This window comes from Acinetobacter sp. UBA1496, from assembly GCF_002324975.1.
In the GTDB taxonomy this organism is placed as follows: domain Bacteria; phylum Pseudomonadota; class Gammaproteobacteria; order Pseudomonadales; family Moraxellaceae; genus Acinetobacter; species Acinetobacter variabilis.
In genome coordinates this window covers 1-15,740 of the sequence record NZ_DCRI01000023.1, presented here as the reverse complement: position 1 = coordinate 15,740, position 15,740 = coordinate 1, and the positions used below count along the sequence as shown (strand labels likewise).

At 45.7% G+C, this 15,740-nt stretch carries 12 protein-coding genes and 1 riboswitch; of the genes, 1 reads left to right on the top strand and 11 read right to left on the bottom strand.

Annotated features, from left to right (window positions below; genetic code table 11):
• Nucleotides 1–16: 16 nt before the first annotated feature.
• From B3143_RS02585 to B3143_RS02570, 4 genes are all read right to left on the bottom strand, one after another.
• Nucleotides 17–592, bottom strand: a complete 576-nt coding sequence (locus tag B3143_RS02585; protein ID WP_286739414.1) for a TMEM165/GDT1 family protein — start codon at nucleotides 590–592, stop codon at nucleotides 17–19.
• A 72-nt stretch (nucleotides 593–664) separates the two neighbouring features.
• Nucleotides 665–806: riboswitch (yybP-ykoY riboswitch) on the bottom strand.
• 89 nt (nucleotides 807–895) lie between these two features.
• Nucleotides 896–2,923, bottom strand: a complete 2,028-nt coding sequence (locus B3143_RS02580; protein ID WP_286739413.1) for a 2-oxo acid dehydrogenase subunit E2 — start codon at nucleotides 2,921–2,923, stop codon at nucleotides 896–898.
• Nucleotides 2,924–2,925: 2 nt separating this feature from the next.
• A complete protein-coding gene (gene aceE / locus B3143_RS02575; RefSeq protein ID WP_286739411.1) occupies nucleotides 2,926–5,628 on the bottom strand; it encodes a pyruvate dehydrogenase (acetyl-transferring), homodimeric type in 2,703 nt (900 codons plus the stop codon).
• 350 nt (nucleotides 5,629–5,978) lie between these two features.
• Nucleotides 5,979–6,668, bottom strand: coding sequence for a M23 family metallopeptidase (locus B3143_RS02570; protein WP_286739409.1), 690 nt, complete (start codon nucleotides 6,666–6,668; stop codon nucleotides 5,979–5,981).
• A 110-nt stretch (nucleotides 6,669–6,778) separates the two neighbouring features.
• Here B3143_RS02570 and B3143_RS02565 point away from each other — a divergent pair, with 110 nt between their 5' ends.
• Nucleotides 6,779–7,219 carry a DciA family protein gene (locus B3143_RS02565; protein ID WP_286739407.1) on the top strand — a complete coding sequence of 147 codons (441 nt, stop codon included), beginning with the start codon at nucleotides 6,779–6,781 and terminating at the stop codon, nucleotides 7,217–7,219.
• A gap of 99 nt (nucleotides 7,220–7,318) precedes the next feature.
• Here the strand turns inward: B3143_RS02565 and lpxC are convergent, their stop codons facing one another.
• From lpxC to murG, 7 genes are all read right to left on the bottom strand, one after another.
• Nucleotides 7,319–8,221, bottom strand: a complete 903-nt coding sequence (gene lpxC / locus B3143_RS02560) for a UDP-3-O-acyl-N-acetylglucosamine deacetylase (RefSeq protein WP_286739405.1) — start codon at nucleotides 8,219–8,221, stop codon at nucleotides 7,319–7,321.
• Nucleotides 8,222–8,347: 126 nt separating this feature from the next.
• Nucleotides 8,348–9,535: a cell division protein FtsZ gene (gene ftsZ / locus B3143_RS02555; RefSeq protein WP_262477377.1), complete on the bottom strand. Its 1,188-nt coding sequence runs from the start codon at nucleotides 9,533–9,535 to the stop codon at nucleotides 8,348–8,350.
• A 159-nt stretch (nucleotides 9,536–9,694) separates the two neighbouring features.
• On the bottom strand, nucleotides 9,695–10,957 hold the full coding sequence (gene ftsA, locus B3143_RS02550) for a cell division protein FtsA (RefSeq protein WP_034170249.1): 1,263 nt from the start codon (nucleotides 10,955–10,957) through the stop codon (nucleotides 9,695–9,697).
• A gap of 71 nt (nucleotides 10,958–11,028) precedes the next feature.
• The gene (locus tag B3143_RS02545) at nucleotides 11,029–11,883 is read right to left on the bottom strand and encodes a cell division protein FtsQ/DivIB (RefSeq protein WP_034703611.1); all 855 of its coding nucleotides are present in this window, start codon (nucleotides 11,881–11,883) and stop codon (nucleotides 11,029–11,031) included.
• A gap of 3 nt (nucleotides 11,884–11,886) precedes the next feature.
• A complete protein-coding gene (locus tag B3143_RS02540; protein WP_286739403.1) occupies nucleotides 11,887–12,816 on the bottom strand; it encodes a D-alanine--D-alanine ligase in 930 nt (309 codons plus the stop codon).
• A 53-nt stretch (nucleotides 12,817–12,869) separates the two neighbouring features.
• Nucleotides 12,870–14,318, bottom strand: a complete 1,449-nt coding sequence (gene murC, locus B3143_RS02535; RefSeq protein ID WP_286739402.1) for a UDP-N-acetylmuramate--L-alanine ligase — start codon at nucleotides 14,316–14,318, stop codon at nucleotides 12,870–12,872.
• Nucleotides 14,319–14,330: 12 nt separating this feature from the next.
• Nucleotides 14,331–15,428, bottom strand: a complete 1,098-nt coding sequence (gene murG, locus B3143_RS02530; protein ID WP_286739399.1) for an undecaprenyldiphospho-muramoylpentapeptide beta-N-acetylglucosaminyltransferase — start codon at nucleotides 15,426–15,428, stop codon at nucleotides 14,331–14,333.
• Nucleotides 15,429–15,740 lie beyond the last annotated feature (312 nt).

The window sequence follows — 15,740 nt, the reverse complement described above, 5'->3', positions numbered from 1 at the left end:
TTATGTCGAACTCAGGTTAAAATAAATAATGTTGTGCCAAGGTGCCCACACCGATGGTCAAGAAAATACTGGCGCCAATTTTATGAATCAGACCGATGGGCAGTTTATTCGCCAGTTTGTCACCGATAAATACCGCAGGTGCGTTGGCAATCATCATCCCGACGGTAGTACCCATCATCACCCAAAGCACACTGTCAAAACGTGCTGCCAGTGCCACTGTCGCAATCTGGGTTTTATCGCCAATTTCAGCCAGGAAGAACAGCACAAAAGTCGCACCAAACACGCCGTACTTTTGCCATTTATTGATACTGTCGTTTTCATCCCCTAATTCATCCGGAATCAGCATCCAGATTGCCATCCCAATAAAACCGACTGACACGATCCACAGCAAAATTTCTGGCCCAATAACGGTAGTGACCCATTGCCCTAGGGCTGCTGAAAGACCATGGTTAATCAGGGTTGCCAGTAAAATTGCAATTAAAATCGGTGTCGGTTTGCGGAAACGTGCTGCAAGAAGCAAAGCCAGTAACTGGGTTTTATCACCCATTTCGGCAAGTGCAACGATGGCTGTGGAAAGCAGGAATTCGTACATGCGGTCTTTCTCTGGCTGGCATTTTCTACCGATGATTCACCCTTCCCGCCAGCCAAAATCTGCAGAATGGTAAATCAAAGGTCTTGCCAACAAAAGAAAGCTTCGAGAAGCTCATTTGGTTCTTTGCTATGATGACCATGCCCTGTTGAGCAAATATGTTGACCATCACCCTTCTGCTTTGCGCAAAAGGCGGCTACTCCCCAATGAAGTGCGCCCATTATAGCCAACCGTGTTTATATTTACAAATTGTCATATTAAAAAAACCCTGCCGAAGCAGGGTCTTTATTTTTAAACATTCATGAATCAGATCAAGAGCGTACGAATATCCTTTAATAGCTTGGTCAGCTTATTGGTAAAGCGTGCAGCATCTGCGCCATTAATTACCCGATGATCATAAGATAACGACAATGGCAGCATCAGACGTGGATCAAAGCCCTCACCATTCCATACCGGTTGCATAGTTGCTGGAGAAATACCCAGGATCGCCACTTGTGGCCAGTTCACCAACGGCGTAAATGCTGTACCACCAATTGAACCCAAGCTGGTAATGGTAAAATTCGCCCCTTGCAGATCTTTAGGTGACAATTTCTTGTCACGCGCTTTCTGGCTTAACTCACCCAGCTCAATAGCAATCTGCTTAATCGACTTCTGGTCCGGGTTACGTAATACAGGAACAGTCAGACCATCAGGCGTCGCAACCGCAATGCCCATATGGATCTCATTCCGTAGCAATACCGATTTACCGTCATCAGACAGGTGACCGGCAAACTCGCGCTCTTCTTTAAGCAGATAAGCCACAGCCTTGATAATGAAAGCCATAATGGTCAGGCCAATACCTTCTTTCTTGAAGTTGCCTTTCAGCTCATTACGCCAAGCTTCCAGCTCAGTGATATCGGCTGCATCAAACTGGGTTACTTGTGGAATGTAGTTGTTTAATGATAACTGCGGAATCGAAACCTGTTGCAGACGCGTCAAGGCTTTCTCTTCTCCCCCACCAAAAGCACTGAAATCAGGCAGTTTTGGTAAGCCAGCAGGAGCTGTAGCTGCCGCAGGTGCGGTTGTTGTTTGCGGTGCAGTCAGACGATCTTTCACATATGCAAACAGATCTTCTTTCATTAATCGTTCATGCGGACCAGAAGCTCTCACTTCTGCCAATACTACACCCAGTTCACGAGCCAGTTTACGCACGGCAGGACCGGCATAAACTTTGGCATTGGCAGCGTTTTGCTCTTTAGTAAGCTTGTCTGCACTATGCGTTTCAGGTGTCGTAGCAGGTTCAGCTTTTGACGCTGCGGCAGATGCAGGTGTAGCTTTGGCTGCAGGTGCTTCTGATTTTTCCGCTGGAGCTGCAGCAGATAATGCCTGTCCTTCAGCTTCAATCGTAATCAGTGCCACGCCTTCAGAAACATTCTGACCCAGCTCAACATGAATCGCCTTAATCACTCCGGCAGTCGTACTTGGCACTTCTACTGTCGCTTTATCCGATTCGACCACAATGATGCTCTGGTCTTTCTCCACCGTATCACCGACCTGTACCAGAATTTCTGCTACAGCTGCCTTGTCTACGCCTAAGTCAGGTACTTTTATTTCAATATCGCCTGCAGGGGCTGCCGCCTGTTGTGATGCTGTTTCAGTTTTGGCTTCAGATGTTGCTTGAGCTTTTGGCTTTTCTGCCGCTTGAGGCGCTGCTTGCTCAGTAGCTGGTGCCGAATCTGCAGTTTTCACTGTCAGAATCAGCACTCCTTCTTTGACTGAATCGCCTTCCTGAATATGAATCGCTTCTACAGTACCGGCAACCGTATTTGGTACTTCAACTGTCGCTTTATCCGATTCAACCACGACCAGGCTTTGATCCACCTCAACTTCATCGCCAACCTGAACCAGAATTTCACCCACCAGAGCCTTTTCTACGCCAATATCTGGCAATTTCACTTCTACAGTAGATGTAGAAGCCGATTGAGAGGACTGCTCACTTTGGCTAGAGGCTTTAGGCTGATGTGTCGCCACTTCCTGCAGGATTTCCTCATCCGGCAATTCAGTTGGAGTATTTTCCGAAGTTTTGTCAGCAGCATCAGCTTCCTGACTGTCTACTATACTGGCATCATCTTCAGCCTGCAGTTCAATCAGGACAGTACCTTCAGAGACTTCATCACCCTGATTAATCAGGATGTTTTTGACCACACCTGCTGAAGTGCTTGGCACTTCAACAGAGGCTTTATCCGATTCCAGCAGCACAATACTTTCATCTACAGCGATGGTGTCGCCCACCTTCACCAGGATTTCTGCCACAGTTGCCTTATCTACACCAATATCTGGAGTCGTAATTTGCATGATTAGTTCTCCTCTTTGTAGTCAGCAACTGGATGCAATTCAGGAGTCTCTTGAGGTGCCCAAGCCACCGGACGGTCAGTATCTAACTCAAAGCTAGAGATCGCGTCTTTCACTAAACGTGCATCGACTTCACCTTCATCTGCCAGCTTCTTCAAGGTTGCTACGACAATATGTGCAGCATCGACACCAAAGTAGCTACGCAGGTTGCCACGCGTATCTGAACGGCCATAACCATCGGTACCCAAGGCTACGAACGGACGGCTATCTGGAAGGTAGGCACGGATCTGTTCGCTATAAGCACGCATGTGATCGGTGGCCGATACCACGATACCGTCCTTGTCACGTAACTGTTGAGATACCCATGGCTCTTTCGCTTCTTCAGCCAGAGGATGCAGGCGGTTATATTCCTCACATGCCATACCATCGCGAGCCAGTTCATTAAAGCTGGTCACGCTCCAGACATTGGCATGAATCTGATATTCCTCACGCAGGATTTTTGCAGCCTTGATAACTTCACGCAGAATCACACCTGAACCCATCAACTGAACCGTCGCTTTCTCGTCTTCTTCCAGCAGATACATACCACGCTTGATGCCTTCTTCTGCACCTTGCGGCATTGGTGGATGTTCGTAGTTTTCGTTCATCAGGGTCAGGTAATAGAACACACGTTCCTGATTCACATACATACGCTGCAGACCATCATGCACGATTACGGCAAGCTCATAGCCAAAGCACGGGTCATAAGAGACACAGTTTGGAATGGTATTGGCCAAAATATGCGAGTGACCATCCTGATGCTGCAGGCCCTCACCATTTAAGGTAGTACGGCCAGCGGTTGCACCTAGCAAGAAACCTTGCGCCTGCGCATCACCTGCTGCCCAGGCAATATCGCCGATACGCTGGAAGCCGAACATTGAGTAGTACATGTACATCGGGATCATTGGCAAGTTATTGGTTGAATAACTGGTCGCCAAGGCTGCCCATGCACTCATTGCACCGGCTTCGTTAATCCCTTCCTGTAACATATGACCGTCTTTGGCTTCACGGTAATGCATCAACTGTTCCTGATCTTCAGGGGTATATTGTTGACCATGCGCTGCATAGATCCCCAATTGACGGAACATCCCTTCCAGACCAAAGGTACGCGCTTCATCTGGCACGATCGGCACCACACGGTCCTTGATTGCTTTCTCTTTTAATAAGGCAGAGATGAGACGGACCATGACCATGGTGGTGGACTGTTCTTTACCGTTTGAACCTTTGAGCACAGCATCAAAAACAGAGAGCTCAGGAATCGGTAAAGATTCGCTTTCTTTGCGACGTGCCGGCAGATAACCACCCAGTGCCTCACGGCGTGCCTTCATATATTTAATTTCAGGCGAGTTTTCACTTGGACGGTAGAATGGAATTTCTTCCAGTTGTTCATCAGTAAATGGCAAGTTGAAACGGTTACGTACGTATTTCAATGATTCCAGCTGCATTTTCTTGATTTGGTGGGTCTTGTTCACCGCTTCAATTTCATCAGACAGACCATAACCTTTTACTGTTTTCGCCAGAATCACCGTTGGCTGACCTTTGGCCTTGGTCGCTTCTGCATAGGCAGCAAAGACTTTATACGGGTCATGACCACCACGGTTCAGATTATCAATATCTTCATCGCTCAGGTCTTTAACCAAAGCTTCTGCTTCTGGATATTTACCAAAGAAATGTGCACGTGCGTAGGCACCACCTTTCACCTGATAGCGCTGGTAATCACCATCCACTGCTTCTTCCATAATCGCTTTGAGTGCACCAGATTTGTCTTTATCCAGTAGTGGATCCCAATGACGCCCCCAGACGACTTTAATCACACGCCAGCCGGCACCACGGAACAATGATTCAAGTTCCTGAATGATCTTGCCATTACCACGTACCGGACCATCCAGACGCTGCAAGTTACAGTTCACCACCCAGATCAGGTTATCCAGCTTCTCACGACCCGCCAGTGAAATCGCACCCAAGCTTTCCGGCTCATCCATTTCGCCATCGCCCAGATAGGCCCAGACTTTACGGTCTTCTTCCTTAATCAGGCCACGGTTCATCAAATACTTTTGAATATGAGCCTGATAGATCGACATGATTGGACCCAGACCCATCGATACCGTCGGGAACTGCCAGTAGTCTGGCATCAAGTAAGGATGAGGATAAGAAGGTAGGCCTTTGCCGCCGACTTCACGACGGAAATTATTCAGATGCTCTTCTGTTAAGCGACCTTCTAAAAATGAGCGGGCATAAATTCCCGGTGCACAGTGACCTTGATAGTAAATCAGGTCACCACCGAAGCTGTCGTTATTGGCACGGAAGAAATGGTTAAAACCCACATCGTATAAAGTGGCAGATGAAGCAAAACTGGCCAAGTGACCACCTAAGTCATCACCGGTTTTATTTGCGCGAAGCACCATTGCCAAAGCATTCCAGCGGATCAGCGCGCGAATACGGCGCTCCATGTCCTGATCGCCCGGCATCGCAGGTTGTTCTTCTACAGAAATAGTATTTAAGTAGGGAGTATTTAAACGCTGAATAGGAACATGTTTGGCAATTGCGCGTTGATAAAGTTTTTCAAGTAAAAAGGCGGCGCGCTCGGTTCCCATGTGCTGCAAAACGGAGTCAAAAGCGTCTTGCCATTCTTGGGTTTCTTGAGCGTCGGTATCTCCATAAAACGCCATAATCTACAGTTCCTGAAAGCCAAATTGATCACTTATATGTATCATATTTACGGCTTATGCAGGTATGGCTCTGGCTGAATGCGGTTCTGGAGTACTATTTATTATCTAAATATCCATTGACACTTTATTACACAAAGTAACAAAAAGAAGTCAATGATGGTGATTTTTTATACGACAGTTATAATTCTCGGTGATAATATAATATCTAAAAGCAATTAGACCGAACTCCTTCTCTACTCCCTGGAAGAAATGTTCAGCCTAATCGCCTTAAAAGCGGTTTGATTGATTTTTTATGAGTATCAAGTATCAGACGCATTAAAGTATTTCAGTTATTTTGAGCAAAGCTATGCTTAAGGCAACATTGCTAAATAAGTTGAAGGATTTTTACGTTGACCGTCTTTTACTACTTCATAGTGTAGGTGAGGACCTGTACAACGACCTGTACAACCTACATTCGCAATATGATCACCAGCTTGCACCTGATCTCCCACACGTGCAATCAAGCGTGAAGCATGGGCATAACGAGTAAGGTATCCATTACCATGGTTAATTTCGACATACTGACCATAACCTGTACCCCAACCCGATTTGGTTACAATACCGGGACCAGTTGCGTAGATCGGTGTACCGCTTGCAGCCGCCAAGTCTAGACCTGAGTGATTTTCAGCACGGCCACCCATGGTACGGCCGCCAAAATTTGAGCTGACACGCTTCATGTCTGGTAATGGATGAGCCACTAACCATGAATAAGGGTTATTTGAAGATGCAACTTTGCTGGATGAAGAATTGCCATATTTTTGGGTAATGGTCTGATTATTCAGTTCAACCGGTTTTTCACGTAGCTGAACATTTAATTTGGTTTGTGCGGGAATATCAATATCTTCAGGATGGGTATAAGAACCCTGCGATAAAGTACGTGTTAACTGCTCAAGACGGTCAGGTGTAGCATCTTGTTGATTCAGATCCACTAAATCTGCAAAAGCTACTGAAGCAGCTGAAACCGAAATAGAAAATGCCAATAGGATACGTCGCATAGGCATATGCATAAAAAACCTCTCTAAACTGCTAATCGAGTTTCTTGAAGATCTCTTCCTTGATATCCACTTTAAGAAGCGCATAAGATTAGGACATAAACATGTAGGAATTATGTATGTCGGAACCTGTCAACGTCTTTCAAAAAACAAGAAAACAGATAAAAACAGGAAACTTTTCGTTTCTCTCATCACAAGTTTCTGCATGGCAGAAGCTTACGAAACTCGTACAACCGCTATTGCCTCAACCCGAACAATGGCAAGTTGCCTGCTATCAAAATGGTGTGTTAACGATTACTGGTGAAAACCAAGCCATGATTTCTAAATTGGCTTATCTTCAAAAGCAATACATCTCACAACTCTCTCAAATAAACGAATTAAAAGATCTCACTAGAATCCAGGTTTGCTTAAGGAATCCATCCCCTGTTCAACCGGTTCCAGAAAAATCTGAAAGAGCCTTGAGTTCAGAAACACAGGAATTACTTCGCGGTGCTGCTGACTTTATAAGCGACCCTAAGCTTAGCCAAGCTTTACTACGTTTGGCAAGCAATAAAAAGTAACATTGCAATGAGATGTAATAAATTCCAATGTTGTTTTTATGTGACAGATGTCACATTAGATGCGGCTAAGTTATAACACAAAGACACAAAGACAAGGACTTATGTCACAGTTACATAACTAATTGGACATTTAGTTACGTCATCAAATGTTACAATTTCATAGCTGCTTGGGTCACTTTTCACGTTACGTAATAGTTGATTATTCAAAGCATGCCCTGATTTGTAGCCATCAAATTTGGCAATGATCTGGTGTCCCAATAGGTATAAATCACCTACTGCATCCAGAATCTTGTGACGTACAAACTCATCCGAGAAACGCAAACCTTCTTCATTGACCACGCCGGTTTCATCTACACCGATTGCATTTTCCAAGCTTGCACCCAAAGCCAGATTATTAGCTTTCAAGTAATCAAGGTCTTTCATAAAGCCGAATGTACGCGCTTCACTGACTTCATAAACAAAGGTTTCTGTAGAAAAATCGATACTGGCAGACTGATGTTCTTTTTTGAAGGCAGGATGATCAAAATCAATAGTAAAATTTAACTGAAAGCCGTCATGTGGGCTAAAAATCGCCCGTTTATCATCGATCAGGGCTTCAACAGGTTTAATAATTTTAATAAATTTCTTTGGTGCATCTAGTTCTTGCAAGCCGCCCTGCATGAGCAGATAAATGAAAGGTCCGGCACTGCCATCCATAATGGGAACTTCTGAAGCTGACACTTCAATAATCAGGTTATCAATACCTAATCCCGCAATGGCGCTCATCACATGCTCGATCGTACCGACTTTGGCATTTGACTGAACCAGATTTGAACACATGAAGGCTTCCTGGATCAATAGGGCATCCGCAGGAATATCGACAGGTGGATCCAGATCAATACGACGAAACACAATGCCCCCATCGGCGTGGTGTGGCACAAAGTTAATCATAACCTTCTGCCCACTATGAAGACCGATTCCGCTCGCTTTCACGATACGTTGCAGGGTACGTTGTTTCAACATGCTTTTTATCATCTGTTCACCAATAAAACCGCTATACGTTAGCATATTTGGCCATTGATAAAAAACAAAAGGTGGCTCTAAAGCCACCTTTTCTGTGCAATCATCGTAAACACATGCTGTTACATATTACTTACGCTGTTGATTTTTAAGATAATCTTGGATGCTCATTGGCGTTGGACGCGGACTAGAAACTGAAGCTGCAGGATTAGCTGCTGCACTTACTTCATTTTGCTGGCGCTGAATTGCCGGTACATCATCATCTTCAACTACTGCCTGTGATGATGATGGACGTGCTGCCTGTACATTCGCGCGTTTAGTCGGCTCAACCGAATCTGCAGCATGGCGAGTCAAACCAGTCGCAATCACCGTTACACTAATTTCATCACGAGCATCCGGATCAAATACTGTACCGTAGAAGACCTGACCTTCGTCCAGATCCACGATCTGGTTTACAACATCAGTAATTTCTTCAATTTCACCGAAGGTTACGTCATCACCGCCAGTCACGTTAATCAGAATACCTTTGGCATTCATGATGGTGACGTTATCCAGTAATGGGCTGCGAATCGCCTGCTCTGCTGCCTGACGTGCACGGTTTTCACCACGACCCAAGCCCACACCCATCATGGCATAACCACGCGTACTCATTGCAGTTTTCAGATCGGCGAAGTCAAGGTTAATGTGACCAGGACGTACCACCAGATCAAAGATACTACGTACTGCATTCAACAGTACATCATCCGCTTTTTTATAGGCATCCTTCATTGAAATATCACGGAAGACTTTCAATAGACGCTGGTTTGGAATGATGATCAGAGAATCTACGTGCTGTTCTAGCGCTTCAATCCCCTTCTCGGCAGATTGCAAACGGCGTTTACCTTCAAAGTTGAATGGCGTAGTCACGACACCAACAGTCAGGATGCCCATTTCTTTGGCAATTTCAGCAACGACTGGCGCAGCACCGGTACCTGTACCGCCACCCATACCGGCAGTAACGAATACCATATCGGTACCTTCAAGCTGCTGGCGGATCAGTTCACGGCTTTCTTCTGCTGCCGCTTGACCGACCTGTGGATTTGCTCCAGCACCCAGACCACGTGTACTTTGCTCACCCAGCTGAATTTTAAATTCGGCTTCCATGCGATCCAGTGCCTGTTTGTCTGTATTGGCACAGACGAACTTTACGCCCTGGATATCGGACTGCAACATATGCTGTACAGCATTACCACCCGCACCACCTACACCAAATACAGTGAAACGGGCTTGACCATTGCTATCGCTATGATCTTCTTCGAAAAATTCAAATGAGGCCATGACCTATAAAATTCCTAATTCATAATTGGCAGTCACTAAGCCCGTATACTGCCTTAATCTTGATAAAAATTGTTTTTAAGAATGCTGCTCAAGCAGGCACTTGTCAAGTACAAGCCCGATTAACTACAACTTCCCAACAATATTCACAATAAAAATCGCTTAAAAGATCGCTTTTAACGTTTCGTTAAAACCTGACCATGCCCGTTTAATGCGCTGTGTGACTGATAACTTGTCCCCGTCTTCGGTTTCAACGAGGGTTTCTTGGGTATCACTCTGACTAAACATCAGCAAACCAGCCACTGTTGCGTACTGGGAACGACGTAAAGCCGCCTGGTGCTGTTCATCTGCATAGACCTGTACCGGCGGATTGCCCAGATGCGCGGACACGCCCAAGGTACGGCGTACAAAGCTGACCATACCTTCAATCTGACTGGCATCACCAGTCAAAACCACACCATGATAAAGGCCCTGCATTGCGCCATGGTTCACCAGTTCATCACGCACCAGACCCATGATTTCTTCATAACGTGCCATGATAATTTCAGTCAGTTCAATCCGGCTGATAGTTTGTGGTCCATCAATGCCCTGGAACTGAATCATATGCTCTGGTTTAACCACTTTCAGGTCAACACAGCCATAGAGCAATTTCAGACGTTCTGCTTCTTCTGTGGTCGTCTGTAAAACCGCTGCAATATCACGGGTGACATGTTCACCACCACGCTGAATGGTATGGGTTAGCGCCAGACGGCCATCCAGATAAACAGCGACATTGGTGGTTCCCGCACCGATATCCACCAGACACACGCCATATTCTTTTTCATCTTTGAGCAGGCTGGCTTCAGCGGTAGCCAGACAGGACACCACCATTTTCTCCACACCGATATTGGCCCCTTTTAAAGCGCGGTCAATATTCTGCATGGTGCTGATCGGTAACATCATCAAATGATAATGCCCGGTCATACTATGTGCCGACATACGGATCGGGTTGAGTACCCACTCAGGTGCATCATCCAGCTCGAAGCCCAAAGGCACCGCACTGACCAGATAATGATCTGAGGTGACATGACTGGCTTTGGCCAGCTCAAGTGCTCGCACCACCTCACTGGTCGTAATTGAATGTTCACTATTATCAATAGTGGTACGACCCGAGGCATAAAAGCTTTTTAATTCAGCACTTGGGATCGAAATCCACGCAGAATGCACACGACATTCAGCCATATCTTCCGCTTCTTGTACGGCGTTTTTAATGGCGGTAATGACTTTATCGAGACTGACAATTTTTCCTTTATTCATGCCTCGGTTACGAGCGGTCGCCATCCCAATCACTTGGATATTGTCTGGCGCGTGTACCTTACCAATCAAAACTGAAACTTTGTGTGTCCCAATGTCAATCGCCACAACCGAGGGAACAGCTTCACTCATTATTAACTACTACCATTACGTGTTTGTTAGATTTATGGCTTTATAAGGCCTCTAGTTTTTAAAGCCGGTCATTATGGCTTTACTGTTACATTATTCTCAACGCCCGTGTCATTAATGGTTACAATAAATTGACCATTTACAATTTTAGGCGGAATTGAATTTTTCCATTGAATCGCCAATCCATTGCGATAACGCAGGTCGATCGCTGAAATTTTCGACCATACCGGTTTTAGTTCGCTATAGGACAGATGACTCAAACGTTGCAACTTGCTCATGGTCTGGTCTTTATCGACAATCACACGCAAACCTGAATCAAACTGCATAAACCACGTCATTCGTTCAGTTAAATATAATTCTTTTAAACGAATACCTTGTGGTAAAAATAACTGATTGATTTCATTATAACGTCGCATCATGGTATTTGCATGAGTAGATGGTCCATGCAGCAACGGTAAAGCTGAATAATCTTTAGGACTGACTTCAGTGAAAATAATGCCACTATCACTCAGCAGTCGTCCTGTACCCCATCGTGCAATGGCATGATGCGGCATTACCCGCACATGAATTTTGTCTGGCCAGGCACGAGACACTACGACACGATCCACCCAAGACAATTCCAGTGCGCGGTCACGAATCGATTCCAGGTCCGAAGTAAAATAGTTTTCAGTCACAATCGGTGAAACGTACTGCATGACCTGGCGCTCTTCAGCTGCTGAACGCGTTCCTGCCACTTTCAGCTCTGCTACCTGAGCATCAGTCATCACCTTGTACAGGCCAAAAATCCCAAAAGCCAGCACCACCAGCGCGACACACAATAAGGCCCAACCACCCAGGTTGGTCAGTTTCTCTTTGCGTGTCGGCGGCTTGTCGTGAATTGAGGTAATCGCAGCACGTTTACGGCGCATGGTTGCTGGGAGTTGAGCCATAACTTAGTGTGCCACACCGTTTAATGTTTGTTCCAGAATCGCTACACAGAGCGCATCAAAACTATAGCCAACGGCTGCTGCCGCTTTTGGTACCAGAGAGTGACTGGTCATCCCCGGAACTGTATTCACTTCCAGTAACCAGAAATTACCCTGTTCATCCTGCATTGCATCAATACGGCCCCAGCCACTTGCACCCACTGCCTGGAAAGCACGTAGAGCCAAGGCTTGCAATTCTTTCTCTTCAGATTCGCTCAAGCCACATGGAATGCCATATTCCACATCATTACGCTGATATTTAGCTTCATAGTCATAGAAAGCCACATCTTCTGGCGGTCGCAGACGAATGACCGGTAGAGCCTGACCATTCAGAATCACAATGGTAAATTCGCGGCCTGTGATCCATTTCTCTGCCATCACAACGGCATCATGTTCAGTGGCTTTGGCAATCGCATCGGCAAAGTCTTCTACTTTTTCAACTTTACTCATGCCAATACTTGAGCCTTCGTGTACAGGCTTAATGATCAGCGGTAAATCTAAAGCAGATACAATTTCTTGAGCATTCGAGTTCTTGGTCACAATCCGGTATGGCGCAGTGGGTAGTTCTGAACCCTGCCAAACCTGTTTGGTTTTGACTTTATCCATACCAATGGCAGAACCCTGTACGCCTGTACCGGTATATGGAATATTCAACCATTCCAGCACACCCTGAATCTGACCGTCTTCACCGCCACGACCATGCAATACTACAAACGCACGATCATAATTTACTAGCTCGGTAACACTACGCTCTTGTGGATCAAACGCTTCTGCATTGACCCCAGAACGCACTAATGCCTCAAGTACGGCGGTTCCACTATCTAGCGAAACCTCACGCTCTGCAGATTTACCACCCAGCAATACGGCAACTTTTCCGAATTTTGAAGCATTTGACACGTTTATATCCTTAAACTTTTTGAATCTGTTCAATCAGTCATAACATGACTATTTTACTTTACATATAAATGATTTTGAGCAAGTTCGATTGAGATTGCTCCAACATTACCTGCGCCTTGAGTTAATAACAAGTCATTTGCTTGCAATACCTTTTTCATCACCTGGCTCAGGTTCCCCTCAACCGGATCAATCAGGATTGGCTCTACTTCCCCACGTAAACGGATACTACGTGCCAATGCGCGACTATCGGCACCTACAATTGGCTTTTCCCCTGCCGGATACACTTCAAGTAAGAGCAGTTGATCGACTTGTGAAAGCACTTCTACGAAGTCATCAAAACAGTCACGGGTGCGGCTAAAACGGTGCGGCTGGAACATCATCACCAGACGGCGATCTGGATGGCTGGCACGAGCCGCTTTAATAGTGGCTTCTACTTCTTTTGGATGGTGACCATAGTCATCGACCAGTTTCACATCGCCGCCTTCAAGTTCGAATTGACCTTGTACCTGGAAGCGGCGACCCACGCCACTGAAGCCCTCTAGTGCACGGCAAATGGCTGCATCAGATACGCCTTCATCTGTTGCAATCCCAATCGCAGCCAAGGCGTTGAGTACATTGTGCAGACCCGGCTGATTCACAGTCACGCTTAGCGGCTCACGATCTTTACGCAGTACGGTAAAGTGGCTGCGCATACCTTCCTGTACAACATCGACAGCACGAATGTCATTGTCTTCATTAAAACCATAAGTCAGTAATGGACGACCAATACGCGGCATGATTTCACGGATATTGGCATCGTCACCACACACAACCGCCAAACCATAGAATGGCAGTTTTTGCAGGAACTGAATAAAGGTGTCTTTCAAGACATCGAAGCTACCGCCATAAGTATCCATATGGTCAGCATCAATATTAGTAACAACGGCAGCCATTGGTTCTAGATACAGGAATGAGGCATCTGATTCATCGGCTTCTGCCACGATATAACGGCTCGCACCCAAAGCGGCATTCACACCAGTACGGTTCAGCAAACCGCCGATCACATAAGTTGGATCCAGATTTTCTTCTGCCAGCATACAGGTGATCAGGCTGGTAGTTGTAGTTTTACCATGAGTGCCTGCAACCGCGATCCCATGACGGTAACGCATCAGCTCACCCAGCATTTCTGCACGGCGGACTACAGGTGTACGGGTCTCAAGGGCTGCCTTGATTTCCGGGTTTTCTTTATCAATCGCGGTAGATACCACGATAACATTGGCACCTTTAATATTGCTGGCTGCATGGCCGATATAGACCTTGATACCATTTTCTTCTAATTGAGCCGTAGTTTTAGAGGCTTTGATGTCTGAACCAGAAACTTTATACCCCTGGTTTTTCAGTACTTCAGCAATCCCGCACATCCCTGCACCACCAATCCCCACAAAATGGATATGCTTGATCCGGCGCATTTCCGGGACTTTAATTAATTTCTTTGCTTGGTCTGCTGGGGTTACTGGAGACATAATTTACTCGGATTACAATTCTTGAATTAAACGGACCACATGCTGGGTCGCATCGGGTTGAGCCTGACGGCGTGCTTTTACCGCCATTTCCATCAATACCTGACGGTCAAGCATCGGCTCTAATAAGGTTTTTAAACTGTCTGGCGTCAAAGTGGCCTGTGGGCAGATTTTGGCTGCCTGCTGATTGGCCAGGAATTTGGCATTCGCAGTCTGATGGTCATCAACCGCACTTGGTAGCGGTACAAAAATCGCGGCTACACCGGCAGTTGCAATTTCAGTAACCGTCAGTGCACCGGCACGGCAAATGACCAGATCGGCGTCGCTATAAGCTTGGGCCATATCTTCAATAAACGGCTGAACTTCAACCTGCAAGGAGGCGGGTTTGTCTGCATAACGTGCGCGCGTTGCTTCAGCATGATTTTGACCACACTGATGATAGACATTTAACGGCACATTCAACTGTTTCAAGGTTTTCGGCACACGTTCATTTAAGGCTTGTGCCCCAAGTGAACCACCAACAATTAAAATTCGTAGCGGCTGGCCAGCTTTTTCCCGCTCCTGATAACGCCAGGACGGATTTAAAATTTCTGTAATTTCTTTACGTACCGGATTACCAGTAGTCACTACTTTATCTTGTGCCGGGAAAGTATCAGGAAAAGCTTGACATACCGTTTTAGCGACCCGCGACAATTGGGTATTGGTAAAACCTGCGACTGCATTCTGCTCGTGAATAATCACAGGAATACCCAGGATCCGAGCTGCCAGACCACCCGGCCCTGCCACATAACCGCCAAAGCCTGCAACAGCTTCGACTTTGAGCTGTTTCATATGCTTCATGGCACTAAGAGTGGCTTTTAAAATTTTAAACGGGGCCAAGGCTTTACGCACAAAACCATTGCCACGCACACCTTGAATATCGATTTGATAAATTGGAATATTATGGTTTTTTAATAATCGGTTTTCCATGCCCGCTGGCGTTGCCAACCAAGACACTTCAATTCCTTGTTGTTGTAAATCTTTTGCAACGGCTAACGCTGGAAACACATGTCCACCCGTACCTGCGGCCATCATCATGACATGTTTAGGCTGTTTTTGCTGAGCGTCGGTCACGGTCTAATTCTTCAATTTAAAAAATGAAACAGGAGGGCTAATTTAAGTCATCAATTGTAATCACAAACGCTTGCCCTTGAAAGTTTATTTACCTTATTTCAACAAGCGTTTCATTGTTTTTTTCATACTAATTTGAAGTTTAAACTAGTTTTATTATAAGGTCTGCATTTTTCCTTAGACTTAAGTGAAATATAAGCATAATTTTTGAATATTTTTCATTTGATCTTTTTATAGTCATTCCCTAAATCTATACATTTTTCACTATTTACTGGCTATTTTTCCATTTAATTCATCCTATAGGACTTACGCATT

Excerpts from the sequence above, each read along its gene's own strand:
- B3143_RS02585 (WP_286739414.1), bottom strand. The coding sequence starts at position 592 with ATGTACGAATTCCTGCTTTCCACAGCCATCGTTGCACTTGCCGAAATG.
- B3143_RS02580 (WP_286739413.1), bottom strand. The coding sequence starts at position 2,923 with ATGCAAATTACGACTCCAGATATTGGTGTAGATAAGGCAACTGTGGCA.
- aceE (WP_286739411.1), bottom strand. The coding sequence starts at position 5,628 with ATGGCGTTTTATGGAGATACCGACGCTCAAGAAACCCAAGAATGGCAA.
- B3143_RS02570 (WP_286739409.1), bottom strand. The coding sequence starts at position 6,668 with ATGCCTATGCGACGTATCCTATTGGCATTTTCTATTTCGGTTTCAGCT.
- B3143_RS02565 (WP_286739407.1), top strand. The coding sequence starts at position 6,779 with ATGTCGGAACCTGTCAACGTCTTTCAAAAAACAAGAAAACAGATAAAA.
- lpxC (WP_286739405.1), bottom strand. The coding sequence starts at position 8,221 with ATGTTGAAACAACGTACCCTGCAACGTATCGTGAAAGCGAGCGGAATC.
- ftsZ (WP_262477377.1), bottom strand. The coding sequence starts at position 9,535 with ATGGCCTCATTTGAATTTTTCGAAGAAGATCATAGCGATAGCAATGGT.
- ftsA (WP_034170249.1), bottom strand. The coding sequence starts at position 10,957 with ATGAGTGAAGCTGTTCCCTCGGTTGTGGCGATTGACATTGGGACACAC.
- B3143_RS02545 (WP_034703611.1), bottom strand. The coding sequence starts at position 11,883 with ATGGCTCAACTCCCAGCAACCATGCGCCGTAAACGTGCTGCGATTACC.
- murC (WP_286739402.1), bottom strand. The coding sequence starts at position 14,318 with ATGTCTCCAGTAACCCCAGCAGACCAAGCAAAGAAATTAATTAAAGTC.